Genomic DNA, 26,898 nt, shown 5'->3' on the forward strand with positions numbered 1-26,898 from the left:
TGAAAAATACGCATTCTAATAAAAAAGAAAGGATGCGTTTTAATGTGGAAACAGCATATTGTAGGAGCGGTCATCGCTACTTTTATTATTGCCGCGGCAATTAGCTTTAATCCATTTTCAGCTTCTGGCTCTGAAGAATACCATTGGGGATTAAAGCGAGCGAAAAACGGCGAACCAGCTGAGGCTGGGGCACAGCTTGATCAGCTACTTGAGAAGTATGGCGCTATTTATAAAGGTAAGCCTGATAAAAAAGTTGCTTATTTAACCTTTGATAACGGCTATGAAAATGGGTTTACAGAAAGCATTTTGGATACATTGAAGAAGGAAAAAGCACCAGCCACCTTCTTTTTAACTGGTCATTATTTAGAAAGTGCCCCCGAAATAGTAAAACGCATGGTTAAAGATGGCCATACAATCGGCAACCATTCATATGGACATCCAAATATGGCGAGATTAACGCCAGATGCTATGAGTACAGAATGGAAAAAATTTGACGATAAGCTGAGGGGATTGACTGGTATAAAGCGTACAACTTACTTCCGCCCACCTGAAGGTATATTTAATGCGAAATTATTAGAGGTCGGAAATTCTGAAGGCTACCGTCATATTTTCTGGTCCGTTGCCTTTAAGGATTGGGAAAGGGATGTACGTCGTGGCGCAGATTATGCGTACAATGCATTAATAGAACAGCTACACCCTGGTGCCGTAATATTAATGCATACTGTAGCGCAGGATAACGCTGAAGCTCTTCCAAGGTTTATTGCCGAAGCGAAAAAACAAGGCTATACATTTTTATCCCTTGACGATTTAGTTTTAGAACATGAAGATTTCCCTGTCGCTTTGCAATCGTCTACTCCTTAGTTATAATGGGGAGATATTAAAAGAACAGGGACGTGGAACGCTTGACGCAGCAAACAACAATGGAAGTTGGACAAAAATTTCCTCTAATAATAAAAAGACTTGGTATTAACGGTGAAGGAGTAGGCTTTTATAAGCGTAATGTTGTATTCGTAAAGGGCGCTATTCCTGGTGAAGAAATTACAGCACAAGTGACTAAAACACAGCAAAACTTTGCCGAAGCAGAAATATTAGCTATTCGCAAAGCTTCAAAATATCGTCAGGAAGCACCATGCCCAGTTTACAATGAATGTGGCGGCTGTCAGCTTCAACATATGACATATGACAAACAGCTAATCGAAAAGCGTGATATCGTAGTTCAAGCATTAGAACGTTATGCTAAGCCTTTAGCTAATACAGTTGAAGTTCGCAAAACTCTAGGGATGGATAACCCATGGAATTATCGTAACAAAAGTCAATATCAAGTACGTAAAGAAGGTAAACGTGTCTATGCAGGGTTATTTGCAGAAGGTAGCAACAAGTTACTGAACATAAATGATTGCCTTGTTCAACATCCGGTTACATCAAAAATCACAGTGGCAACACGTAAAATTTTGCAAAAACTGAATATTACTATTTACGATGGTCGTACGCTTGATGGCTTAGTGCGTACAATTGTTGTACGTACTGGGATTCGTACTGGTGAAACACAAGTCGTGCTCGTTACAACACGTAAGGAAATTCCACATCAAGCGGAGCTTATTGAACGTATAAAGAAAATCGACCCAAGTATCGTATCGATCGCACAAAATATTAACCGTGAGAAAACATCGTTAATCTTTGGCGATGAAACGATTGTCCTTGATGGTAAGGAAACAATTCATGAGGAACTTGGCGAATTAGCATTTGATTTATCAGCTCGCGCCTTTTTCCAACTGAATCCAACACAAACTGTTCATCTTTATGATGAAATTAAAAAAGCAGCAGCATTAACAGGCAAAGAAACCGTTGTTGATGCCTACTGCGGTGTTGGTACAATCGGTTTATGGCTAGCTGACAAAGCCAAAGAAGTTCGTGGAATGGACGTTATTCCAGAAAGCATTCAGGATGCTCGTAAAAATGCCCGAAACCATGGCTTCAAGCATACTAAATACGCAGTCGGAACAGCAGAGAGCGTATTAGCAAAATGGCGCAAGGAAGGATTTACACCAGATGTTATTACAGTAGACCCACCACGCACAGGTCTAGCACCAGAGTTCATCCGCACCGTGCTGAAGCTAAAACCGAAGCGCTTTGTCTATACATCGTGTAATCCATCAACTTTGGCGAAGGATTTAAACGAATTATCGAAGTTTTATGATGTGGAATATATTCAGCCGGTTGATATGTTTGCACAAACGGCGCAGGTGGAATGTGTGGCGAAGCTTGTGTTGAAGGATAAGTAATGAAAATGGGCGTCCTCAAAAAATGAGAGACGCTCTTTAAAATAAATTAAACAGCATCAAAATAGGCGTCTCCTAAAAATTAAGAGACGCCTTCATTGTTTTGTATATTATTTTATATGTAATGCACAGCTCCAGCTGCCTAGTGGACGACAGACGGTCCAGAAAAATCAACACCTTAACCAGTAACCCAGGATTTAAAAGATTTTTATTCTTTAAGTTTTTAGCTTTAATACTAAAGAACTTTGAAACGTAAACTTTGGACTTTTAGCTTTAATCTTTGAGCTTTTATCTCCGATTGTTTAAACTATCCATTGTAGTAAGACATGTTTCAGGTTTTAACTCGCACACATGTCTTGAAGCGCGAGCGACTTTTCGTTTTCTGTTTTCGCTAGGCCATGCATTTTTAGTTAGGCTTGCACTTCAATAAATGTTGTTGCATTCGATTCCGATAATACAGCATCGACCTCTGATTCGAATTCTTCAATTCGATTACTTAACGCCTCAATTTTCTTTTTAACATTCATCGGATCGATTAACTCGTACTCGTTTCTTTTCATAAATGTCTCCGTATGTAATTTTACTTCTTCTGGAGATTGTTTATCTTTATTTCCTAATATATTAACTAAATACGTTTCTAGCTTTCCTGGCAACGCATCATTTTCTTTTGCAACCGTATTTATCGCTGAACGATATTGCTGTTGCATGACTTCTAACAGTTCCTTTTCATATTGAATGGACTGTTTGCGTTCAATCGCTTCTGCTACAGTCATTTCTTCTTTTCCTACTATTACTTTTGTTTTAGCATTAGACTCTACAACTTGCGCCTTAATTCGGTTACGATAGTCAACTAAGCTAACTACTTTATCGTACGAGGCTTGCATTTGCTTTTCATATTCTTGAATCTCTACACCATTAATTTTGCTATTGCTTTTACGATTAGCTAACACTAAGCTAACTTCATTCGTTGCTGCTTCGATACGGTGATTTAGCATCTTTAATTCTGTTAATGCACGGTGAATCGATAATTTTTTATATTCTGCCATGTGGTAATCTCCTCATTATAAATAGTCATCTTAGTTAGTGTTCTTCTATTATATAGAGATAGAAATCCAAAGTCCAAATATTACCTATCTGCAAATATTATTTGATTTTATGTTTGCTTGTCTGTATAATAACTTTCTAGGTGCCAAACCTATGTGACTTGGATGGAACATCCTTGTCACGACAAGAACGCCATAACAGCACGGATTTGCTGGGCGTTTTTTGTTTTATGAGCGGGAGATGAGCCCCGCTCTTTTATTTTGCTCAAAAGTCTCCGAACTGAGTAATTCTTCTGTTTCCCCGAGCGTTTGACTCTCTTCCTTCTGCTTCAAGGATAATTTCCAAAAGACAATGCCCCCCTACATCGACACTGGTCGCTTATTTTTATTTCGTCCAAATACTAATAAAACAATTGCTATGGCTAGCAAAAGCATCGCCACTAATATAAGGAAGCTGTAATTTACATATTCTAAATAAACGCCTCCTAAAAATGGACCTGTTAAGCTACCAATGCTAAGGGCAATACCGCAAAGCAGATTTCCTGTTGGCATTAGTTCCTTAGGTGTTAAGTCAGCCATATAGGTAATACCTAATGAAAACATCGAACCGACTAATGTACCTGAAAAGAAAAATGCTACGGCTACTGCCATTTGTGAATGCTCTACAAAACTTGCAATGCCAAAAATAACAGCCCCACCAAATGAGCCTATCATCAAGACATTACGTCGTCCGACTTTATCCCCTATTGCTCCAAGCGGCACTTGCGTTAAAATCCCGCCAAATGCAATAGCCATTTTATAACGATGCCAGCCTCGTGCCTTTAAGTCTCCCGTTAATCGCTCTGGTTTTTCATTTTGTAAAAGGAAGACAAAAGCCCATGCCAATAAGCACATAATCGAGGACACAATAAACGGTAATGCTTCTGAAACTTGTATAAGTTTCACCATCAAAGGCCCGACTGCAAAGCCTGTACTAAAGGACAAGCCGTAAATAGCCATACCTTTTCCTAAGCTTTTATGATCTGAGGTGCTTGTAATCCACGTCTGTGTTGCAAAATGTAATGCATGATCTCCTATCCCAATAAGTAAGCGGAGAATAAACCAAAAGGTCACACTCTTCCATAAAGGAAATGCAAGTAGTGAAGCGAAGACAAGTGCACCGCCAATTAAAATAATGGGTTTGTAGCCCCATTTTCGTAATGGCTGCTCGATAAACGGTGAGATTAATAAAGTTCCTATGTATAGACCTGTTGCGTTTAATCCATTCAACGCAGAGGATACTCCATCACGTTCGAAAATAATTGAAATTAGCGGTAAAAGCATCCCTTGCGAAAAGCCTGAAATAGATACAATTAACACTAGAATGGCAAATCTTTTTTTGCTGTAATCTGAGAAGTATGTCATCATTTCCTCCAACATCAAGTCATTCTTCCAAATAACAGCATAACAAAAAGCCTTAGCGCTCACCACATGTGATTTTACGCTAAGGCCTAACTAACACTTATCTCCATTTAATTGTATAAACACGAATTTCGGCTTTTATATCGGCCGAGTACTTGTTTAAACTCCCTCCTTTTCGAGTTAGAGTTTTTTGGATTTTTTAAATCAGCTCCTTTACTTTTTCTTAATATTAATTTAACACACGCCCTCAATATTGTAAATATTCTGTCTATTGATTTTCGCAAAATAATCGCTAAGTCCTAGGTGTTTACCTAAACATTGAAATTTAGTCCCAAATCAGCTAAGATGGAGGGGACGAAATGAGGTGTATGTATGTCAAATCCTATCACTGATAAAAAACAGCAAATGAATTACTTAAAAGAGCGTCTTGAAATATTTTTAGAAGTTTTAGATGCAATTGATCCTGAAACAACTGAATTAGAGGATATCGATCGTTTAATTCAAATGATGGATGATTTAGAAGATAAAATGGAGCAATTTAATGCTCGTGAACAATAATTACTAATCAATTTCGCCTTGGCGGATTGCCGCTGACGCTTCGCCTTCGCAAAAAAAAGATTTGCTGAATGAAGATAAAAGCAAGCGGATGCTCTATATCCACTTGCTTTTTTCTGTTCCATTTTCAGTTAATAGCAATCCCAATTATATAGAACTCTACTAAAATCCTTACGTTTCAGCTCATCTTCAGTGATGAAGAAATTGCCAACCCCGTCATCCCCCCACACAATATGTTCGCCTACACTATCAATTTGAAGCAACAAAACTGTTGAATCTGTATAGTTGCCATATGCTCTTGGATCTTCCTGAGTAAAAAATGGATATCCTCCAATTTTATGACCTGAACTATTTAAGGTTTCATAAAATGAGTCTACTAAATTATCATTGTCTTCTATATTAGCAAAGATCTTCGCATATATTTTTTCACTTCTAAAGTCATTTGCTGATAATGGTTCATAGCTTGTCCCAAAAGACAATGCCATTTCTTTTTCCACTGGAAAGAATAATTCTTCTTCCACTTCAACAAATGAGAAGTCTTGTACTAATTGCGACTCATCACTGACAATATGTTCGTGGAAAATGACGCGGAAGCCCTCCTGATTTTGACCATTATCAAAATCAATTCCTAATACATCATCATAACCATCAATATAAAACTGTAAAATTCCCTCTTCAGGGAAATTTGGTAAATGATTAGGTACATCTGCAAAATTAATTTGTGCTAGTAATTTTAAAGGTTGCCCTTCAGGACTTTCCGGATATTCCATTGACAATGGAAAATAAGGATCGCCTGCAAACTTACTTTCAAATAAAGATGTTTTTCGTTCTTCCGTTTCAATAAATACAGTAGGCTGTATCGTTTCCTCTATTACAGTCCGATATTGTTCAAACGCTTCAGGTAAATTAAGTAACTTCATAATATTACCCCCTAATGTAAATTATATATCTATTATAGAACAATTGTTCTCTATCAGCAATCTTTACGGTGATTTAATCAGCACGGATTCAAAAGTGATCCACTTCACTCCCAAAGTAATCAGCTTCGCCCTAAAATTGATCCGCTTCTCCCCCAAAGTGATCCGTTTCGCTCCCAAATTGATCCGCTTCGCCCCTAAAGTGATCCCCTTCTCGAAAAAAAACGCTCCAGTAAATCCTAAAATCAATCAGGAAATCCTTAAGATATTGTTTATTACCACGCTTCCATTATCTCTTAACAACTTAACGATAGATACATAATTTCACATTTAAATTACCTCTTTTTGAGAATAGACCTTTAATTCCGACCACAATGAGTTGAACTCTTTTTTTCATTAGTTGAAAAGAGTATAATGTATCGTGGAAATAATCAAATTTTCTATGGGGGGCAACACTAAATGAATATCCAAAATTTGGAGAAAAGTCTTTACAATTTAATTACTGAAACATCTACTAATCTACCAAAAGACGTACGTCGTGCAATTAAGAAAGCTAAAGAAGCTGAGAATGCTGGTACTCGTGCTGCAATGAGCTTAGACACAATCTCAACTAATATTATTATGGCAGAAGATAATGTATCACCAATCTGTCAAGATACTGGTCTACCAACATTCAAAATTTATACTCCTGTTGGTGTAAACCAATTAGAAATTAAAGAAGCTATTAAAAAAGCTATTAACGATACTACTGCAGATGCAAAATTACGTCCAAATGCGGTTGATTCATTAACAGGCGCAAACAGCGGTAATAACCTTGGTGACGGTCTTCCTGTTATGAAATTCGAACAATGGGAAAAAGACTATATTACTATTAAATTAATCCTTAAAGGTGGCGGCTGTGAAAACAAAAACATTCAATACAGCCTACCATGTGAGCTTGAAGGTCTTGGCCGTGCTGGTCGTGATTTAGATGGTATCCGTAAATGTATTATTCACTCAGTATACCAAGCACAAGGACAAGGTTGTTCAGCTGGTTTCATCGGTGTAGGTATCGGTGGCGACCGCTCTTCTGGATACGACTTAGCAAAAGAACAGTTATTCCGTCATGTGGAAGATACAAACCAAAATCCTGATCTTGCTAAATTAGAAGAGTATGTAGTGAAAACTGCTAACACATTTGGTATCGGTACAATGGGCTTCGGTGGTGAAGCAACATTACTTGGCTGTAAAATTGGTGTTATGCACCGTATCCCTGCATCATTCTACGTATCAGTAGCTTATAACTGCTGGGCATACCGTCGTATGGCTGTGGACATCAATCCTCAAACTGGCGAAATTATTAACTGGCATTACCAAGAAGGCGAAAAAATTACATTTAAAGAAGATGAAGTTGCAGCAACAACAGAAGATAATACTACAGATGTAGTAGAACTTACTGCACCAATTACTGAAGAACAAATTCGCGCTCTAAAAGTTGGTGACGTTGTTTCAATTACTGGTCGTATGTATACTGGCCGTGACGCAATTCACCATCACTTAATGAGTCATGATGCTCCAGTTGATCTTAATGGACAAGTTATTTATCACTGTGGTCCTGTAATGGCAAAAGACGCAGAAGGCAACTGGACTGTCAAGGCTGCTGGTCCAACTACTTCTATTCGTGAGGAGCCATATCAAGGTGACATCATGAAAAAATTCGGTATCCGCGCTGTAATTGGTAAAGGCGGAATGGGACCAAAAACACTTGCTGCATTAGAAGAGCACGGTGGTGTTTACTTAAATGCAATCGGTGGTGCTGCACAGTACTACGCAGACTGCATTAAAGGTGTTGAAGGCGTTGACCTAATGGAATTCGGTATTCCAGAAGCAATGTGGCATTTAAACGTTGAGAAGTTCACAGCTGTTGTAACAATGGACTCTCACGGTAACTCACTACACGCAGATGTAGACAAATCATCACTAGAAAAACTTGCTCTACACGCAGAACGAGTATTCTAATAAAATCGTTACATTGAATAGCAGAATTGGTTTTTAAGCTGTGGTGTTAGCATAGCGGCAGCCACTCTGCAAAAGCGAATTTATAACTTAATAATTAATGGCTCATCACCCATTTTGGGATGGTGATGAGCCTGCACAAATTTGAAAAGCACAGAATATTCCTATGAATAACTGTGCTTTTTCTTATGTTCAAAATTATTTCAAAAAAACTCATAATCGCCTCCATCTCAATCCTGGACTGCTTTTATTCCCTTTCTTTAAAAATCCCTTCAAATTTCTTACTTTCTTTTTCCAAATACCTTTGTTATAATAATTCTAAATTAGAAAGGAGTTAATTGAAAGCGATTTTCAATTCGCTATTGTTTATATACATTGCATTATAAAGGTTTTGATATTGATTTTCATTATCAGGGGGGATAAAGGTGGAACACTCTAAACGAGAAAACTTTAGTTTAATTGAGAAAACGAAGGAACACGCTGAATTAATTGCTGCCCTTATAGCAGGTCTGTTTATTTTGCTTGCATGGCGTTTAGATACTAGCGGGCAAACAACAGCCTCTATTATTTTATATATTGTTGCATTTTGTGTTGGTGGATTTGCTAAAGCAAAAGAAGGTATTGAAGAAACCATTGAAAATAAAGAACTTAATGTTGAACTATTAATGGTATTAGCTGCAGTTGGTTCAGCTGCAATCGGTTATTGGACGGAGGGTGCTATTCTTATTTTCATTTTTGCTGTAAGTGGCGCTCTTGAAACATACGCAATGAATAAAAGTCATCGTGAAATTTCTGCACTCATGAACTTACAACCTGAAGAAGCTTGGCTTGTACGTGGTAACTTTGAACCAATGAAAGTTTCTGTCTCTACATTACAAATCGGAGATCACCTGCTCGTAAAACCTGGTGAACGTGTACCAGCAGACGGTGTAATCTTTAAAGGACAGTCTTCTATCGATGAATCCGCAATAAGCGGTGAACCGCTTCCAGTGGCGAAACGTGAAGGTGACGAAGTATTCGCAGGTACAGTGAACTTAAATGGTGCCATTACGATGGAAATGACAAAACCAAATTCTGAAACACTATTCCAAAAAATTATCCAGCTTGTACAAAGTGCTCAGAGTGAGAAATCTCCATCTCAACAGTTTATAGAAAAATTCGAAGGTACTTATGTAAAAATTGCGCTACTTACCGTTGCCCTCATGATGTTTCTCCCTCACTTTGTACTCGGTTGGGACTGGACAACAACTTTCTATCGAGCAATGGTACTCCTAGTAGTTGCTTCTCCATGTGCACTTGTTGCATCCATTATGCCAGCAACTCTTGCAGCCATTTCAAATGGTGCAAAACACGGTGTGCTATTCAAAGGAGGCCTACATTTAGAACATCTAGGTGCATTACGTGCACTAGCGGTAGATAAAACAGGTACTTTAACACAAGGAAAACCAACCGTTACTGATTTTATTGTTCGAGAAGGATTAGACCGTGAAAATACAATGGCAATCCTTGCAGGTATTGAAGCACAATCGAACCACCCACTTGCTCAAGCAATTACTTTATACGCAAGAAAAGAAGGTATCACGCAGTTTGCTCAAGCGACTATCGAAGATATCCCAGGTTGGGGTATCAAAGGTTACGTAAACGAGGTCGAGTATCTTGTTGGTAAACCAGACTTCGTTGGTCTAGATGAGGCAAATGATTTTGCAAATGGTGCAGCAGAAAACCTTGCCTCAGAAGGAAAAAGCGTTATTTTCATTCGTGATAAAGATGGCATTGCCGCATTAGCAGCCTTAAGGGATACCGTTCGCAGTGAAGCAAAAAAAGCAGTATCCTTACTAAAAGAGCTAGGTATTGATGTTATCATGCTAACGGGCGACAACGAGAAGACAGCAAAGGCAATTGCCAAGGAAGCAGGCGTGACAGAATACGTTGCAGAATGTCTCCCTGAAACAAAAGTGACTGAGATGAAACGACTTCTTTCTGAACATAAATTTGTAGGGATGGTCGGCGACGGTATTAACGATGCACCCGCATTAGCCACTGCAACTACCGGAATTGCTATGGGAGAAGGAACAGATGTTGCCTTGGAAACAGCAGATGTCGTTTTAATGAAAAACGACTTATCAAAAATTGCCTACGCAGTACGTTTATCACGTAAAATGCAACGCATCATCAAACAAAATATCTTCTTCTCTATCGGCGTCATCGTTTTATTAATTGCCTCTAACTTCTTACAAGTCGTCGATTTACCGCTAGGTGTAATCGGACATGAAGGAAGCACTATTTTAGTTATTTTAAATGGCTTACGTATGCTTAATAAAAACGCCTAAAAAAACAAACAGCCTCGTATCACAAAACGTGATGCGAGGCTGTTCTTTTCAATATCCCTACCTATTCGTTAGTGTCTTCTGCTTCAAAAGTTCTTTTTGCAATACTTTTTTCTGCATCGTCGCATTTAAAATGCCACCAAAAATTAAAATAATCCCCGTGAAATATAGCCAAAGCATTAAAATAATAACGCCACCAATACTGCCATATGTAGCGGAATAATTCGCGAAATTATTAATATAAAAAGAGAAAGCATATGTTACTGCCACCCAGGCAAGAGTTGAAAACAATGCCCCTGGCCAAACCCCCATTAACTTTAAACGAGGATTTGTATTTGGAACAAATCTATATATTCCCATTAAAACTATAAAAATAAGTAGAGGTGGTATCGACCAACGCATTCTATACCAGATTATTTCAAACTGCTCCTCAATGCCAACAATCGAAAATAAGAAATGCCCTACTTGTTGCCCAAAAACCGGTAAAAGTAGTACGACAGCAATAACAACGACGAATGCTAAGGTGAAAACAAGGGATAATCCTCGATCTAAGATACTCCCCCTAGTCTCTGTATCATAAGCCTTATTTAAGGCTCTAATTAATGCATTAATTCCTTTGGAAGCGGACCAAATTGTCCCAAGTACCCCGACGGATAATAAACTACTATTACGATTTGTTAAAATTTCATCTAAGGTATTTTCAATAAGCCTGTATACCTCGTCCGGCATTATATTCACTAGAAATGAATACACTTGCGTCGACTGTATATTCAAATACGGTAGTAATGTAACTAGAAAAATTAGTAGTGGGAAAAAAGACAGTAAAAAGAAATAAGCCAATTCCGCTGCAAGAGCTGATATTTCCACTCGCTGTATGCGTAGCATTAAATCTTGCATAAAGCCTCTTGATGTCATCACATCTACAGTATCTTCATCTGGTGAGACGAATGATTTCACCATACCGACAGCTGAATGTATCGATGCTTTTTTCTTTTCCATACAAATTCCCTCCTGTACGACAACTATTCTTTATCAGGCAAAGAAAAGGCTGATTTCGTATCATTAATCATGCCTTCGATTGTGGAAGGTAATTCTTTAAATTCATCAACTTTATCAATGATTGAGTTGACATTTTCTGAAACACTTTCACATAGCACTTTAGTAGCCAATACTTTTTCCTCAACCAGCACTTGTAATTCCTCTCGGTTGGTTGAATAATACGATATTGCTTCTTTCATCTTTTTCGTTGAAGCTATTGTTTTTTCACGCGTTGTACGGTCAAACATACTTAATGCAGCTCCAACTGTGGCACCAACTACGATAGATGCTAATAATTTACTTCGTCCCATATTAAATACCCCCTGTTTTAGTAAATGTATCTTAGAATAATTAAACTACTTACGCCCTTATTCTACCCAATAACGGTCTATTTTTAAAGCAATGCCCAAAAACAGTGTTGACATTTTTTTTATTCAATGAAATGATATTTTCGAGGATTACGAAAGGTAGGTTTAAATAATGGATTTATCAGTACCGTCAAAAGAAAACGTTATTTATATGGTTGATCAAATGAAAGACAAGCTTCGTATGGTTAATGTCGATGCGATGAAATCGGAAAATTTTGATGAAGCTAATTACGAAGACCTGGTCTATTTATACGAAATGGTCATGAAGCGCAACACATTTAGTCCTAGTGAAATGCAAGCCATCGTTGCTGAATTAGGAGCTTTACGTAAATAAATAGCCATTTGTAAATAAAAAGCTATTAGCAATGAAGGCACCAAAGCCGTTTGCTAATAGCTTTTTTCTATTTAGTACTTTTTACAGCAGAACCATCCTCAGTTACGAGTGGTTGTATTAACACTTCTACACGACGGTTTTTCGCACGCCCTTCTTTAGTATCATTTGGTGCAACGGCACGGTTCTCACCGAAACCTTGTGTACTAAAGTTCCGACCATCTAGCTTCGAGTTACTATTTAATAAAATCTCTGCGAAGTTCACCGCACGCAACGCTGAGAGCTGTAAGTTAGAAGAGAAGTTTGGTCCAGCTGGAACATTATCCGTATGACCTGTAATAACAATATTACGCGGAGGATTAGATACCAATACATCTGCAAGCTCTTTTGCTATTGTCATATACTCTGGTTTAATGTCTGCTTTCCCAGAATCAAACAGGATACTATCACGAATTGTAACAAGTAACCCTTCATCAGTCATCGCTGTTGCGAATTGACCTTCCATCTCGTGAACTGCGATAAAATTATCAACACTATCTTTAATTTGAGCTAACTCCTGCTGATCCTTCAAGTAGGCCGAATTTTGCTGCGTTTGTGGTGTTTGGTCACTTTCTGCATTCGGACTTTGTATCGGTGCAGGCTGGTCTAAAAAGCCTGTACCACCATCAAATACTTGACTAAACACCGCTGACATTCTCTCTAGCTTTTCTTGGTCTACTGAACTGGATGCAAATAATATGATAAATACAGCTAATAGCAGTGTTAAAATATCTGCATATGGAACTAGCCAAGATTCATCGATATGTTCATCATGCTTTTTTTTCTTAGCTTTCTTTGCCAAGGCCGCCCGCCCCGCTTTCATCAGAAATTTGACGACGTTCTTCCATTGTTAAGTAAGAAGATAATTTTTGTTCAATAACACGTGGAGCCTCCCCTTCTAAGACAGAAAGGATGCCTTCAATCATCATTCTTTTTTGCTTAACTTCGATAGCTGATTTACGTTTTAATTTATTCGCAAACGGATGCCATAAAACATAACCTGTAAAAATACCTAGCAATGTAGCCATAAAAGCAGCTGAAATAGCATGTCCTAGCTTTTCTATGTCATTCATATCTGCTAACGCGGCGATTAACCCTACTACCGCACCGAGTACCCCTAAAGTCGGGGCGTATGTACCTGCTTGTGTAAAGATTGCAGAACCACTAGCATGACGTTCTTCCATTGCTTCGACTTCTTCTGTTAGGACGTCACGAATATAATCCGCATTTTGACCATCAATCGCTAACGTAAGTCCATTTTTCAAAAATGGGTCTTCTATCTCTGAAGCTTTACTCTCAAGCGCTAATAGACCTTCACGGCGAGCTAAATCAGCCCATTGCGAAAACATCTTAATAATCTCAATATCATCTGCTAATTTCGTTTCTTTAAAAAGAATTTTAAATAGCTTTGGTACACGCTTTAACTCCTTCATGGGGAAGGCAATTGTTACCGCGGAAATTGTACCGAAGATGATAATTAGAATGGCAGCTGGGTTATAAAACGCACTTAAACTTACACCCTTTAGCACCATTCCTGTTAATAGCGCTACTAGCGCAAGTATTAACCCTACAATCGACGATATATCCATTCTAGAACCTCCAAATCTTCTATTAAGCTTTATTTCGTCTTTTTTTCCATAATTTTAATATAGTATAAATGTATTTCACATTTTTTTCGATGTAATAAATACTTTTTATTCACTTTTCGACCATATTTGATTATATTGAATTAAGAATAATACACTAAATTGTCTTTATTTGAAAAAACTTAAGAATTTATTATTATTCTTCGACACAAAATTACTAAAACATGCTTGATTAGTCATAAAATCAGGATTAAATATCCAAAAAGATCCACGCATTCATATAAGTACTTAGACTAATAATTAAAAACTAACTCAGATAATTACTAAAATACCGCACGAAAATGGTGCAAAACAGTTTAATGTCGATTTATCAGACAAAATACTTTTTTCGCATTCGCTATGAAAACGCTCCTAAAGACTCATTTTATTTCTTCCCATATTTAATCAATTATGCCTCGACATAATTACATCTAGATTTGGCTTTGTGCTTGTTCAAAGAACTTCTTTTACCAACTAAAGACTGAGACTTCTGTACCTGTCGCTACGCTTTCGGTACAAAAAACGTCGCAGCTAAGCAGGTCAAGAAAATTTAACAACAGACAAAATGCACTTTATTAATAGCGTTAGTAGCACATTACCTATTCACAGTCTGATTTAAATGTCTCTAAATATTTTGCGAGGGGGATTGCCTATAACTTTTTGTTTTGAGGGCGGGAAAGAGCTGTTCATTTAAGAACTTTGGACTACGTCAAAGCTCCGTACATTGCTTCATGAAAATTTCTAGGCAATGGAATATAGAAAGCACCACTGCGATTAGGTAAAAATAATTAATTTCCCGTATTATTAACTGGACAATTCAAGTAATTTATCCCTACTAATATTAGTCTGAACTAGGTATGTTGTGGATGTCATAAATTCTCCTTAGATTTTCCTAGTAACCTATTGTATAATTACTTTAGATAATATTGTAGATTATTTTAGTAGAGAGGGGCTTTTATTATGTTCATTACGACTGTACTGGGCTTTAGTGTCGTTTTATTAATCTCTTTGGCATTCTTCATCCACTACCTACAAGTTGGTTTAGATTCTAAGTCTTCAGTAACTGTAGATCCAAAACCCAACGAAAAATTTTAATTTTGTTGAAAACAGCTACTTTAAGTAGCTGTTTTTTATTTATCTTCCGGCGGATTTTACGGACATTTAATTATTTCGATTCGCTAAATAAATTACTAAACTTCTGTTTTTTTCGTAAAAAATTGCGTGAATATTGTCATTATTATTTGCATATTTATAGTTTTGCTCTAAAATAATTCCTGTAAGGAAGGGAGCAATTTTTCATGACAATGTTACAAGATATTCTTAAGTTTAATGAAGATTTCGTTCAAGAAAAAAAATATGAGCCTTTTATTACAACAAAGTATCCTGATAAGCGCATCGTTGTGTTATCTTGTATGGATACTCGTCTTGTAGAGCTGTTACCTAAAGCTATGAATTTGCGTAATGGCGACGTAAAGATCGTTAAAAGTGCTGGGGCATTAGTTAGTCATCCTTTTGGTGCAATTATGCGTAGTTTACTTGTAGCTGTTTATGAACTACAAGCAGATGAGGTGTATGTTGTTGGACATTACGACTGCGGTATGAGTGCCGTTGACCCAGAGGCAATGCTAAAGAAAATGGTTGCTAGAGGGATTACCCCTGAAACTATCGACACGATAGAATATTCAGGGTTTGATTTAAAAGAGTTTTTACGTGGCTTTGGTGACGTAGCAACAAGTGTAAAGAAAAGCGTCGATACAATTCGCAATCACCCGTTAATGGTTAAAGACGTGCCTGTTCATGGATTAGTGATTGATCCAAATACAGGTCGCCTTGATTTAATCATAAACGGTAGTAAACAATAATAAAAAAAGGAAGCGTCTATCCTTCATTTTTTGAAAGATAGACGCTTCTTTTTATTGGCCCTCTAAACGTGCATACATATAATGATCGACCCATTTACCATTAATGTACAGTAACTTCCTCAAAAGACCCTCACGCTGAAATCCAGCCTTTTCTAAGACTCGGATAGAAGGATTATTTTGTGTTGAAACATAAGCCTCTACTCGATGTAAGCCCACTTGCTCGAACGCAAATTGCACAACCATGTTTACTGCTTCTGTCACGATCCCTTTTCCAATATAAATTTCATCCATTGCATAGCCAACAAACGCACTGGAATACGGTAAACGTTTTACTGAATAAAGAGCAATATGTCCTATTAGATTATTTGTACCTGGCTCAAAAATACCAAAAGTAAATTCCCTCTTTGAGTCCATCAAGTATAAGCTTTCTTGAATTTTTTTATATTGAGCATTAATGGTATAATATTCCGGTCGTTGTAACGGTTCATATGTAGACCAAAAGTATTTATTGCGACTTACGAGATCGGTTAAACTTTGTGCATCTTTTTCATAAAATGTGCGAATGTAGCATTTTCCCCCTTGAATTGATACCACATTTTCACCCTTTTTCCTCAATAATCTCCAAATTTTAAGCACCATTTCTCCACACTAACCTTCCGATAATTGTCGATACGTTTTTAATGCCTGAATTCATTTTATCAATGGATGAAACCACATCAGTGGGGAAAACAACCCACTGATTGAAGTTTTACTTTTATCCCGCTTTAACGGTCAGTAAATGTCTTTCCCAACTTTTAATTGAAATTCTGTCGACATAGTAGACGATTAACTGACCGTAATAGCCCGATTGGTTCAACTAACAATCAGTGGGGAAACAACCCACTGATTGAAGTTTTACTTTATTGTATGTAAAAAAAGATGCTGCTACAACTAAAACATATCGTCTTGTTGTTACAGCATCTATAACATTATTTCATTTTTTGTTTTTGTTTTGGTTTTTGTTTTTTAGGCTTCTCTTCTAGTAATTCAAGGCTAGACGATTCAGCATCTTCTAAATGTGCTTTGCCTAATACATTCGTTAAATGAAGGCCACGTTTTTGTGCCTCGCGTTCGATATGTGCTAATGTTTCTTTCAGCACCTGTACACGAGCATATTGTTTATCGTCACCCGGTACTAGAACCCATGGCGCATTTTTCTTATCAGTCTTCTCAAACATTTCATTCGCAGCTTCTATATACTGAGGTGTTTTTTCACGGTTTCGCCAGTCTTCATCTGTTAGCTTCCAAGACTTATATGGATCCTCTTCACGTTCATTAAAACGGTTAAGCTGCTCCTCATCAGATACTTGCAGCCAAAACTTAATGACAATATAATCTCCTGCTGTTAAAATCTTTTCAAAATTATTAATTTCTTCGTATGCACGAGACCACTCTTCATTTGTTGCAAATCCTTCAATACGCTCAACTAATACACGACCATACCATGAGCGATCAAAAATAGCGATTTGTCCATGCTGTGGTAGCTTTCGCCAAAAACGTTGTAAGTAATTATAGCGTAGTTCATGAGGCTGAGGTGCTGAAATTGGGTGCACGACATAACCACGTGGATCAGCACGTTCAATTAGACGCTTTATAGCGCCACCCTTGCCAGCAGCATCCATACCTTCAAATACTAGAATTAGCCCAATTTTATTTTTTAATAAAAACTGTTGAGCATTTAACATTTCATATTGGAGTACTTTTAATTTCTTTTTATACATTTTCTTATCCAGTTTAACTGATAAATCTAGATCATTTAAATTTTGAGTCATTAAAACTTCACTCCTTACATTTGAATATTCTAATTGTACTAAAGAAATATATGAATAACTATTCAAATGGTAAATTGTAGATATTTTTAACGAAACAACGCGATACATTGTTGGAAATTTCCGTTATAATGAAAATATAATGTTACAGTCCTATACTTATTTGTCTTTTCCCTATACAATTTAACACGAAGGGAGAGAAAACATGCCTCGATTTTTTTTGATGACAATAACTTTTATTGTCTCACTCATCCTAACCTTTTCATCCTATTTCAGGAAAATATACGATCATTCTTTTTTAGAGATCTTAAATCGCTTTCCAGTAATATTTGCACCGTTTAATGTTAGTTACATGATTTGGATTGTGGTTTACATGTTTCTTGGTTATTGGTTAGTCATGAATCTAAAAAAGACATCTATTCAACAGACTGTTCTCTTTAGTAGCATATGTATCATGCAGGCGTTAGCAATTGTTGTTTGGCATCACGAACTATTTATCATGTCAATTATCAGTACGTTTGTTTTAGTACTGTATTTATTTAAGTTGTACAAAACGTACCCTCTCAGCAATAATTCACTCACAGGTCGTATACCCTTCTCGGTTTATTTAGCATGGGTTACATTTAGCCTGATGACAAATGTAAGCTTTACGCTAACATCTTATCAATGGAATGGTCTTGGCCTTAGTGATCCACTTTGGGCAGTTATTTTACTGACAATAGGAGCAGCAATAGCGCTACATATTCGATTCCATTATTTTGATATTATCTATCCAAGTGTATTTATCTGGTCCTATATTGGGGTCGCATTACATAATGGTTTTGATGAGCTACTTGTGTCAACTGCAGCCTTGTTTTTATGCGGAGTGCTACTTGTCGGTATATTATTTATTAAAAAAAATCCTGCCTACCAAAAATAAATTGGTTAGCAGGATTTTTAGCTTTTTTATTGTTCATCTAGAGAAGTTAAAATAATTGGTTTGTCTTTAGTAACGATAACTGAATGCTCGATTTGAGCAACTAATGATTTGTCTGGCGTAACGAATGTCCAGCCATCACCAGACTCTACAATATGCTCCGCTTTCGCTGAGATAAATGGCTCGACTGCAAGCACCATGCCCTCTTTCATAATTGTAGAATCCCAAGCATCATAGTAGTTTAAAATATGATTTGGCTCATCATGTAAAGAACGACCTAAACCATGTCCTGTTAGGTTCATAATTACTGTTAAATCATTGGCATATGCTTCACGCTCAACTGCTTTACCAATTTGGTTTAATTTTGATCCAGCTTTTACTTTTGTCATCGCACGGTCGAAAGCACTTTTGGCTACGCGACATAGCTTTTCTTTATCCTCATAGCCTTCACCAACTACAAATGAAATGCCCGTATCAGCAAAATAGCCATTTAATGAACCAGATACATCAATATTTACGATATCGCCCTCGTTAATCACACGTTTACCTGGAATACCATGTGCGACTTCCTCATTTACACTAATACATGTGTATCCTGGGAAATCATATTCCCCTTTAGGTCCAGAAATTGCTCCTGCTTCAGCAAACATACGACCTGCAATTTCATCTAGTTCAAGTGTTGTTACACCTGGTTTTGTAGCAGCCTTCATTGCCTCACGAATTTCAGCACAAATACGGCCGATTTTTTTAAAAGCTTCAATCTCTTCTTGCGTTTTTACAATCATTTTTAACGTCCCTTTCATCTAATATCTATTCATTAATATAACATAACTTTTTATACAAAAAACGCTAAACGCTTTAAATATTATATGCCATCATAAATTGTAAAGTGCTGAAAAACAAGCTCCTCACCATAGCGCGGGGTTGATTTCCGTTCCGACTGGGCGCTTTGTTGCTGTCGCTACGCTTTCGCACAGATAAAACATTTGCCGCTGACGCTTCGCTTTCGCGCAGAGCAGAGCTTCCTGGGGGCGTCCGATGAGCCGCTTGGGCCAACACGATGTTGGTCACGAAGGCGTTATCACAGGATGTGATGCTCTTAGCCTTCGTTCCCCTATTTGCTCGCTCCAGGGTCTCATCTGTGACGCTAATCCCCAAGGAGTCGCCCAGTCTCCACTCCAATCAACTTATATACAGTGTATACTTTTCAACAAATGCCACACCTAAATAAATAAATAAATAAATAAATAAATAAATAAATAATAAAACCCTCCACTTATGTGAAGGGCGTAATCGTTATGATTTTCGTTGCATTAATTGAGGTGCTGCCGTAAATAGAAGAACACCGACAATTGCTGTTAAAATCGTTGCTGGTAGCATATATGTTCCATTATAGATGATTGAATAAATCCACGCATTTTGTTCGCCAGCATACTCCGAGAAAAATACAGCGCCCGCAATAGTATGTGCTGCATAACGTAAAAAGCCTGCTAATACCGTTCCTAAAATAATATAAAGTGCCATTTTCTTTTTGTTTAAATCTCTGGCAGCATCGAGCACTGGTCGGCGAACAACGGCCGCCAAGCCTACTACTGTAAAGGCAACACCATAATCAAGTAATCCTTGTAGCCAATGTATAATATAGGCGCCAAACATTGTTTGCATAACACCAATAAGTAATCCCGTTGTCAGACCTGGAATAAGGCCCCAGCGGAATGCTATTAAAATTATTGGCACCATCACTAGACTAACAGAGCCACCTTGTGCCCATACTTTAAAGGAAACCTGATCTAGCACAAGGCCAATCGCTGCGAATATCGCAATCTCCACAAGCATTAAAAGTTTTTTATTGTCCATAATATTCTCTCCTTTGTTCCGATGTAGGATACAAGAGCAGGAATAGAAATCAGTTGGCAAATATGTCCCTATCTGGCATCAATAAAGATAAAAAACGATGCCAGGACAGAGCCTCACATCGTAAAAGTGTCGGTTTCTATCCACAATCCCTACGCAAGTGTTAACTTACAGGTTCAAAGAGTCAAGGCATTACGTGCCCAGTCTCAGCTGACATCATCAGCTCCCCTTGTGGTCGTTACATCTTATTTTATTTGAACAACCTCATTGTACGCAAACACTGTTACGATTACAACCTCTTCTACAATTAATTTTTTGAAACTTTATCGTTTTTCATGCGTAAATATTAAAAAAGGAGGTACTACTATGGAGAACCAAAAAATTTTATCTGCCTTTAGTTATCTCAGCATTTTATTCGCACCCTTTATTGTGCCATTAGTCGTTTACTTTGTTGCAAAAGATAGCGACGTAAAGAGGCACTCTATTCGAGCACTAATATCACATTTAATCCCAGTCGCATTTGGAATAATATTATTTGCAGTCTTTATTTTCTCAACTTTATCATTCAGCACCAATTTTGATCTAAATTCAGGTAGTAATACTTTTCTTATCATTTGGTTTGCTTCATTCGCAATTTACATTCTCATTTCATTAGGAATCGTTATTTGGAATATTATTCAAGCTGTTCGCGTCATCCGATAAGTTTTATTTCAACCTTGAACAGACAGTACTTAAGGAGCTGTTATTTTGTGAAAGTATCTAAAGTAGTTAAAACCGCTGTAAAATTAGCACCTATCGTTATCCCAATTGTCAAAAAAGTAATCGCTGCAAAAAAAGGAACAAATCCTAACGTAACTAAAAAATAACAAAAAGGCGTATTTCCACATAACGGAGATACGCTTCTTTGTTATTTCACTTCAAAATATGTTTGACTATGACCGTTCATCGCTTTTTCGACATGTAACACAGCAGGCATTGTAGCTTTTAACTCTGCAACGTGTGAAATGACTCCAATCATGCGTCCTGAATCTTGTAAATCAATAAGCGTATCAATCGCCTTATTTAACGCTTCTTCATCGAGAGAACCAAAGCCCTCATCAATAAACATCGTTTCAATGCGGATATTACCTTGAAAGCTTTGAATGACATCTGCCATTCCAAGGGCAAGACTTAAAGACGCATTAAACTTTTCTCCCCCTGATAATGTTTTCACATCTCGTAATTGATCCGTATAGGCATCATACACATCTAGTCCAAGCCCACTTTGCTTGGCATGCTTTTCTAAGCGATCTGAACGTCGTAGCTCAAATTGACCGTTGGATAAATGATAAAGTCGGACATTTGCTGCCTCTGTAATTTTATCTAAATAATTGATTTGAATATAGCGCTCAAAAGACAGCTTTTTCGCATTCTGCCCATTTAACATTGCATACAGATCCTTCACTCGTCCTGCCTCTTTTTCAAGTAAGTGAATCTCCTGTTCAGTCTCCTCAACTTTTTTGATAAAGTCTGAGCAAGCCTTCGCAAATCCTTCCACTTGTTGCAATACTTTAAAGGCTTCCTCATATGTGACACGAAGCATCTCTAACTTTTCTTCCATTACCGTTAAATCTTGTTTCTCTTGCCCTTTAAGATGCTTTTGTCCCTCAGTAATTTGTACCTGTAATGTGTGGATTTGTAGTGCATAATCATTGCATGCCTTCCGTAAAGCTTCTATTTGCAGCATGCTCCGCTTTCCAGTAGCAAATTCTTCATAGCTTTCAAAACCAGCTTCCGTCATACTTACTGAAAATTGCTCGCGCTTTTCATCCATTTTCAGCTTTAATTCCTCAAAAGTCTGTTTCGTAATTTCTACGGTCATTCTAGCATTATTTGTTGCTTCCTTGGCAGATTGCAGATTTTGCTGACTGAGATTCCATGCAGTTTGTAATGCGACCTTTTGTGAACCTAAATCAGCAATCGCCTGCTTCAATGCTTGTAGCGTCGTAAGATTTTCTGGAATATGCTTTTGCTGCTCTTCCACAATTGCTTGTTGCTTAGTCAATTCCTTCGTCTTCTCAGCTAAATATTGCTCTAGTTTTATGTGCTTTTCATGTAGCTGCTCCATGCGAGTACGATGATCCTTTTGTTGCATACGTACATCAGACAATTGATTACTCACTACTTTTAAGATCGTAATTTGTTGCTCTACGTTTTGCAAGGAAGCTACAATTTGTGCTTGATTCGATTGGTCAATCTCATTCGTCTCTAACTGTTCTAACGCCTCTTGTAGAAGATGCTTTGTAGAATTCAAGAAAGCTTCTTTCTCTAAAAACTTGCGCTCATCAGTAGTAGCCTTTCCTCGCAAAGCTTCCACCTGTGCTAATTCGATCATCTCTAATTGCTCACGATGTGTTTCGATATGCGTTGTACTACCGCATACTGGGCAAGGATCTCCATCCTTCAGTTGCTGAGCTAAAATACTTGCCTGACTCGCAATCCATTGCTGCTCCAGTTTTTGAAGAGCCTGCTTACTTTCTTGATAATGAACATTAGTAGTGGCTACATCCTGCTCAGCAGTTGCAACTGCTCTTGTGTATTTTTCAGCTTGCGCTAGTAATGATACGTGTTCTTTTAGCTTCGGTAGCTGTTCTAAATAATTTTCATATGGCTCAAGTTGGTTTTCATATTGTTCAATTGTCTTTGCTAATTGCTGAATTTGTATTTGTCCCGCTTCTACGATTTTACTATTATCGTCTACTGCTAGCTTTGCTGTTGCAACATATTGTTCAGCTATTTGCATTTGCTGCACATTATTCTCATACGCCTCGAATGTCGGTAATAATGCTTGCAGCTGTAATTCCTGTTGTAAAACGTGTTGACGCTCAGGTTCTTTCGCCTCTTCAACGTTAAACTTTTCCTGTGTTATCTTTAACTGAGCTTCTGCGTTTTGCTGCTCTGTCATTGCTTGCTGATAGGATTGTTCTTTTCGATTTTGCTCAGCACGTAAATCGATACATTGTTGCTCAAGTATGACAAGACGCTCTGCCTTCTCTGCTAATGCAATTTCACGTTCTTTTGCGCTATATATATCTTGTTCTTCTAGTAATGCTTGTAGGCGATTCTGACGATTAGTTTGCTCATCAAATTGCTCATTCAGTGTTTTTGCTCTACTATAAAATTCTTGCTCTTTTTGATGATGTGCATAAGCCTCTTTATAGCGCTGCTGTTCCAATTGTATACATTCCGTATAATAGGCCTGTTCCTCTTCCAGAGCCTTCTTCAGCTGATGCATATTTTCAGTATTATTAGTAATGCAAGTAAATAAAGATGACGAACGCTGTGGTAAAGCGCCTGCAATTTGGCCAAGAAGATGCTCTTTTAATTGTTGAGCACGCAGCAAATCACTTTCCGCTTCTTTTCGTTTCGCATCAAGTCTTTTTGTCATCACACCAAATCGATCTGTTTTAAAAATTTTGCGCAAAATAACTTCTTTATTCGTAGAATCTGAGGTTAACAGCTTGCGAAATTCACCTTGCGGCAGCATAACAATTTGACTAAACTGATCCTTTGTGAGGCCTATTATATCCTGTAGCTTTTTATCTACCTCAAGCGTTTGTTGCTTTTCTACAATACTATAATCAAGCGTGTCTCCTTTGATTTCAGCCAGTTCAATTTTCTTGCCAGTAACACTTTTGTTTGTTGCTTTAATATGACCCGGCTGACGTAAAATTTGATAGACCTTATCATGCATTTCAAAAACAAGTTCCACAGCAGTATAGACATCATCATCTGCAAACCCACTTCGTAGCATTGCAGTATCCTGACGATCTTCACCACTACCCGATCCGTAAAGTGCATAGCATATAGCATCAAAAATCGTCGTTTTCCCTGCACCTGTTTTTCCGGAAATCGCAAATAGGCGATGTTCACCAAGTTGTTGAAAATCAATAACCTCTGTATTTTTATATGGACCGAATGCAGTAATCGTTAACTTTAAAGGCTTCATTTTACTGTCTCTCGCTCCTCATCTAATAATTCTTGTAGCATCTCTGTGAATAGACGCTCTGTATCTTGATCAGGCTGTATGCCAATTATATCTGCAAAAAAGGATCGGAATAAATCGATGTCTTCTATCTTCTCTGTCTCAACCGCCTGAATTTCATGTGTTACCTCTTGACGTACTACTTTACGCTCAACATGCATCGCATGAGGAAACACTGTACGAATACGTTCCATCGGCGAAGTTACTGACGTAGTATCTGTTAAGCGTACAAATACATAATCATCACTTGGTGGTAATTGCAATAAATCATCCATTAAGCCCTCTACCACACGTAAATCTCGTCTAGCTATAAGCTTTCGTTTTGCGACAGTGACTTCTCCCTGCGCATCTAGCTCAATTATTAAAAAACCCTTCTCATGTAAGTGTTCAGATAATGAATACTTTAATGGAGAGCCAGCATATCGAATGGTTTCATTCAACACAAAATGCGCTTTATGCAAATGTCCAAGTGCTGTGTAATTAAAAGGCTTAAACAACGCTGCATTTACGCAATCCGAGCCTCCTATTGATAAAGGTCTCTCAGAATCACTCGTATTTGCTTCCTCTTCTCCATACTTCGTCACAAAGGCATGTCCAACAAAAACATTACGTTTGGTCGTATCTAAACTTTGCCCAATATGTTCAATAATTTTCTCCATCGCATCTTGATGAGATCGAATGGAATCATCCTCCAAAATAGTTCGTACTGAAGCCGGCTCTGCATAAGGGACGAGATGAAAATGTACCTCGCCATGCTCATCATGTAAAACTATCGGTGCATGATCTTTCGTAAATTGCCCTTTAATATGCAATCCACTATCACTCATTAAACTGCTGCCAAAATTCAATCGACCTGCGCTATCATGATTCCCGGCAACCGCTAACACCGGGATTTTTTTATCAAGTACAATCTCCGCCAAAATATCATTTAGTAAATTCACTGCCTCAATAGGGGGCATCGAACGGTCATATAAATCACCTGCTATAACGATAGCATCTGGTTTTTCCTCATCAATGGCTTGCATAAATTGCTGTAAAATATATTGTTGATCCTCTGTCATATAGACGCCTTGTACAAGCTTTCCTAAATGCCAATCTGCTGTATGAAATATTTTCATTCTTTGCGCCTCCTGTCTATTTCATTTTATCACGGCTGATAGATTGATTGTTTTTCCTTTTATTAGTTTGAAAATTATAATTTGGCTCCTCGCCATAATGTCGGGAGCGGGTGTCGGGGTATCCGTCGTTCTGGGGATTCTTTCCGTCGCTCTGACGATTCTTTCCGTCGCTTCCGCTGTTCTATCCGTCGCTTCAAAGTTTCTTTCCGTCACTCCGGGGGTTCTTTCCGTCACTCCAGTTCTATCCGTCGCTCTGACGATTCTTTCCGTCGCTCAGAGGATTCCATTCTTCGCCCGCCGATTTCATTCGTCGCTTATGTTTTGATATATGTTCAACATAAAAAAGAGCATCATTGTCGATGCCCTGCTACAAATAGTTATTATTAAAACGGTTCTTAGCTCTTACCTTCTCCATAAAAGCGGCGTATCCGTTAAAACCTTGAATGGCACGCGCAGTAGGACTCGGCTTTTCCTTTTCTTCTTGTTTCTGCTCACCCTTCGCTAGTTGTTCTAAAATCTGCTCAAATGAAATAGGGTTAGGCTTTGGCAGTTCGTTTGAAGAAATGGCTAGTGCTGTACTTCCGCTATATTCATATAGAAATGCATTTGCCATTTGGCGATAGCCTTCAAAATTTGGGTGTACATCAGAGATATTGGGTAAAAGGTTTGTAGCGTTTAACCCAAAAGCATCATATACGTCTACATAAACTGCTCCAGCATGCTCTGCCTGTTGCTGTAAAATCTTATTTAGCTTTACAAGTTGTGCGTTTGTTCCTTCTTTTTGCGTAGCATGAACATTTGGATAAGCAAAATAATAGCCCATTACATAGACCTTTGCTTTAGGTGCTCGTACTTTCAACTCATCCAAAATCTCCGCCATATTTTTTCTGGCAATGTTTAATGCATAATCTGTTTGTAGCTGCGCAAAGGATAATGTACCGGCAGTTGGATTAACCTGCACGAGACGCAGTAAATCGTTGGCACCTGCCGAAACAGTAATAAGTGTTGCATTCGCTAATAAGTCACTTGCTTCCTCTGATTTTACTCGTTTCAAGACGTCAGCTGTTGTATAGCCTGGGAAAGCGAGCTCCTTTGTATAGAAACTCAATTGCCCAGTCATTCCTAATTTCATGGCGATTAAATCACTGTAGCCAGTATCAATCTGTTGATAAGGTGTTTGACCAGCCGCCAAGGAATCTCCAACTGACAGGTAGTTTTCAGTCTGAGCAAAAGCAGATGAAACACCAAATGCCATCATGAGTATAGCTGCACTAATTATGCTTAGTAATCGTTTCATCTGCCCTACTCCTTTCCGATTCCGTGACATCCGCCGGAGGCTTTGGGCCAATACGACGTTGGTCACTCAGGCGTTTTCACAGGATGTGAAGGTTTTAGCCG

General features: G+C 37.9%; 25 protein-coding genes and 1 riboswitch. Of the genes, 10 read left to right on the plus strand and 15 right to left on the minus strand.

Annotated features, from left to right (window positions below; all coding sequences use genetic code 11):
• The first annotated feature begins 42 nt into the window (after positions 1-42).
• Together AC1DCY_RS12090 and rlmD are read left to right on the plus strand one after the other, a co-directional pair.
• Positions 43-861 (plus strand): polysaccharide deacetylase family protein, encoded by an 819-nt coding sequence (locus AC1DCY_RS12090; RefSeq protein WP_477350408.1) that lies wholly within the window; start codon positions 43-45, stop codon positions 859-861.
• Positions 862-902: 41 nt separating this feature from the next.
• Positions 903-2,282, plus strand: a complete 1,380-nt coding sequence (rlmD, locus tag AC1DCY_RS12095; protein ID WP_477350410.1) for a 23S rRNA (uracil(1939)-C(5))-methyltransferase RlmD — start codon at positions 903-905, stop codon at positions 2,280-2,282.
• Between the two features lie 407 nt (positions 2,283-2,689).
• Here the strand turns inward: rlmD and AC1DCY_RS12100 are convergent, their stop codons facing one another.
• Positions 2,690-3,325 carry a hypothetical protein gene (locus tag AC1DCY_RS12100; protein ID WP_337988724.1) on the minus strand — a complete coding sequence of 212 codons (636 nt, stop codon included), beginning with the start codon at positions 3,323-3,325 and terminating at the stop codon, positions 2,690-2,692.
• Between the two features lie 357 nt (positions 3,326-3,682).
• Positions 3,683-4,726, minus strand: coding sequence for an MFS transporter (locus AC1DCY_RS12105; RefSeq protein WP_477350413.1), 1,044 nt, complete (start codon positions 4,724-4,726; stop codon positions 3,683-3,685).
• Between the two features lie 369 nt (positions 4,727-5,095).
• Here AC1DCY_RS12105 and AC1DCY_RS12110 point away from each other — a divergent pair, with 369 nt between their 5' ends.
• Entirely contained in the window at positions 5,096-5,281 is a 186-nt protein-coding gene (locus AC1DCY_RS12110) for an SE1561 family protein (protein WP_197143548.1), read from the plus strand.
• Between the two features lie 128 nt (positions 5,282-5,409).
• Here AC1DCY_RS12110 and AC1DCY_RS12115 read toward each other — a convergent pair whose 3' ends face one another.
• The gene (locus tag AC1DCY_RS12115) at positions 5,410-6,198 is read right to left on the minus strand and encodes a YwqG family protein (RefSeq protein WP_477350415.1); all 789 of its coding nucleotides are present in this window, start codon (positions 6,196-6,198) and stop codon (positions 5,410-5,412) included.
• 456 nt (positions 6,199-6,654) lie between these two features.
• On the opposite strand from AC1DCY_RS12115, the gene AC1DCY_RS12120 reads away from it, so the two are divergent.
• Entirely contained in the window at positions 6,655-8,193 is a 1,539-nt protein-coding gene (locus AC1DCY_RS12120) for a fumarate hydratase (protein WP_477350417.1), read from the plus strand.
• Between the two features lie 422 nt (positions 8,194-8,615).
• Entirely contained in the window at positions 8,616-10,520 is a 1,905-nt protein-coding gene (locus AC1DCY_RS12125) for a heavy metal translocating P-type ATPase (protein WP_477350419.1), read from the plus strand.
• Between the two features lie 57 nt (positions 10,521-10,577).
• Here AC1DCY_RS12125 and AC1DCY_RS12130 read toward each other — a convergent pair whose 3' ends face one another.
• Both AC1DCY_RS12130 and AC1DCY_RS12135 read right to left on the minus strand, forming a co-directional pair.
• Positions 10,578-11,516, minus strand: a complete 939-nt coding sequence (locus AC1DCY_RS12130) for a YihY/virulence factor BrkB family protein (protein ID WP_477350420.1) — start codon at positions 11,514-11,516, stop codon at positions 10,578-10,580.
• Positions 11,517-11,539: 23 nt separating this feature from the next.
• Positions 11,540-11,866, minus strand: a complete 327-nt coding sequence (locus AC1DCY_RS12135) for a YtxH domain-containing protein (RefSeq protein ID WP_477350422.1) — start codon at positions 11,864-11,866, stop codon at positions 11,540-11,542.
• A gap of 169 nt (positions 11,867-12,035) precedes the next feature.
• Between AC1DCY_RS12135 and AC1DCY_RS12140 the strand changes: the two genes are divergently transcribed.
• Complete coding sequence (locus tag AC1DCY_RS12140; RefSeq protein ID WP_053483058.1) at positions 12,036-12,257, plus strand: DUF1128 domain-containing protein; 222 nt, start codon at positions 12,036-12,038, stop codon at positions 12,255-12,257.
• Between the two features lie 67 nt (positions 12,258-12,324).
• Here AC1DCY_RS12140 and motB read toward each other — a convergent pair whose 3' ends face one another.
• Positions 12,325-13,095, minus strand: coding sequence for a flagellar motor protein MotB (gene motB / locus AC1DCY_RS12145; RefSeq protein ID WP_477350424.1), 771 nt, complete (start codon positions 13,093-13,095; stop codon positions 12,325-12,327).
• A complete protein-coding gene (motA, locus tag AC1DCY_RS12150; RefSeq protein WP_079562711.1) occupies positions 13,079-13,882 on the minus strand; it encodes a flagellar motor stator protein MotA in 804 nt (267 codons plus the stop codon). Before motA ends, motB begins: the two co-directional genes overlap by 17 nt.
• Positions 13,883-15,216: 1,334 nt before the next feature.
• Here motA and AC1DCY_RS12155 point away from each other — a divergent pair.
• Positions 15,217-15,780, plus strand: a complete 564-nt coding sequence (locus AC1DCY_RS12155; RefSeq protein WP_477350426.1) for a beta-class carbonic anhydrase — start codon at positions 15,217-15,219, stop codon at positions 15,778-15,780.
• 51 nt (positions 15,781-15,831) lie between these two features.
• On the opposite strand, the gene AC1DCY_RS12160 is transcribed toward AC1DCY_RS12155, so the two are convergent.
• The gene (locus AC1DCY_RS12160) at positions 15,832-16,419 is read right to left on the minus strand and encodes a GNAT family N-acetyltransferase (protein WP_477350427.1); all 588 of its coding nucleotides are present in this window, start codon (positions 16,417-16,419) and stop codon (positions 15,832-15,834) included.
• A 329-nt stretch (positions 16,420-16,748) separates the two neighbouring features.
• Positions 16,749-17,591, minus strand: coding sequence for a polyphosphate kinase 2 family protein (locus tag AC1DCY_RS12165; protein WP_477350428.1), 843 nt, complete (start codon positions 17,589-17,591; stop codon positions 16,749-16,751).
• Between the two features lie 202 nt (positions 17,592-17,793).
• On the opposite strand from AC1DCY_RS12165, the gene AC1DCY_RS12170 reads away from it, so the two are divergent.
• Positions 17,794-18,507: a hypothetical protein gene (locus AC1DCY_RS12170; RefSeq protein ID WP_477350430.1), complete on the plus strand. Its 714-nt coding sequence runs from the start codon at positions 17,794-17,796 to the stop codon at positions 18,505-18,507.
• A gap of 26 nt (positions 18,508-18,533) precedes the next feature.
• Here AC1DCY_RS12170 and map read toward each other — a convergent pair whose 3' ends face one another.
• From map to thiT, 3 genes are all read right to left on the minus strand, one after another.
• Positions 18,534-19,289 (minus strand): type I methionyl aminopeptidase, encoded by a 756-nt coding sequence (map, locus tag AC1DCY_RS12175; protein WP_387085186.1) that lies wholly within the window; start codon positions 19,287-19,289, stop codon positions 18,534-18,536.
• A gap of 73 nt (positions 19,290-19,362) precedes the next feature.
• Complete coding sequence (locus AC1DCY_RS12180) at positions 19,363-19,662, minus strand: hypothetical protein (protein WP_477350432.1); 300 nt, start codon at positions 19,660-19,662, stop codon at positions 19,363-19,365.
• A gap of 138 nt (positions 19,663-19,800) precedes the next feature.
• The gene (gene thiT / locus AC1DCY_RS12185; RefSeq protein WP_477350434.1) at positions 19,801-20,361 is read right to left on the minus strand and encodes an energy-coupled thiamine transporter ThiT; all 561 of its coding nucleotides are present in this window, start codon (positions 20,359-20,361) and stop codon (positions 19,801-19,803) included.
• Between the two features lie 128 nt (positions 20,362-20,489).
• Positions 20,490-20,598: riboswitch (TPP riboswitch) on the minus strand.
• Positions 20,599-20,724: 126 nt separating this feature from the next.
• Between thiT and AC1DCY_RS12190 the strand changes: the two genes are divergently transcribed.
• Positions 20,725-21,060 (plus strand): magnetosome magnetite crystal formation protein family, encoded by a 336-nt coding sequence (locus AC1DCY_RS12190; RefSeq protein WP_477350435.1) that lies wholly within the window; start codon positions 20,725-20,727, stop codon positions 21,058-21,060.
• A gap of 205 nt (positions 21,061-21,265) precedes the next feature.
• Here the strand turns inward: AC1DCY_RS12190 and AC1DCY_RS12195 are convergent, their stop codons facing one another.
• Entirely contained in the window at positions 21,266-24,346 is a 3,081-nt protein-coding gene (locus AC1DCY_RS12195) for an AAA family ATPase (RefSeq protein ID WP_477350437.1), read from the minus strand.
• Positions 24,343-25,500: an exonuclease SbcCD subunit D gene (locus AC1DCY_RS12200; protein WP_477350439.1), complete on the minus strand. Its 1,158-nt coding sequence runs from the start codon at positions 25,498-25,500 to the stop codon at positions 24,343-24,345. Before AC1DCY_RS12200 ends, AC1DCY_RS12195 begins: the two co-directional genes overlap by 4 nt.
• A gap of 81 nt (positions 25,501-25,581) precedes the next feature.
• On the opposite strand from AC1DCY_RS12200, the gene AC1DCY_RS12205 reads away from it, so the two are divergent.
• Positions 25,582-25,887 (plus strand): hypothetical protein, encoded by a 306-nt coding sequence (locus tag AC1DCY_RS12205; RefSeq protein WP_477350441.1) that lies wholly within the window; start codon positions 25,582-25,584, stop codon positions 25,885-25,887.
• Here the strand turns inward: AC1DCY_RS12205 and AC1DCY_RS12210 are convergent.
• Positions 25,868-26,797: an SGNH/GDSL hydrolase family protein gene (locus AC1DCY_RS12210; protein WP_477350442.1), complete on the minus strand. Its 930-nt coding sequence runs from the start codon at positions 26,795-26,797 to the stop codon at positions 25,868-25,870. The genes AC1DCY_RS12205 and AC1DCY_RS12210 overlap by 20 nt on opposite strands.
• Positions 26,798-26,898 lie beyond the last annotated feature (101 nt).

This window comes from Lysinibacillus sp. 10T31 (assembly GCF_056394365.1).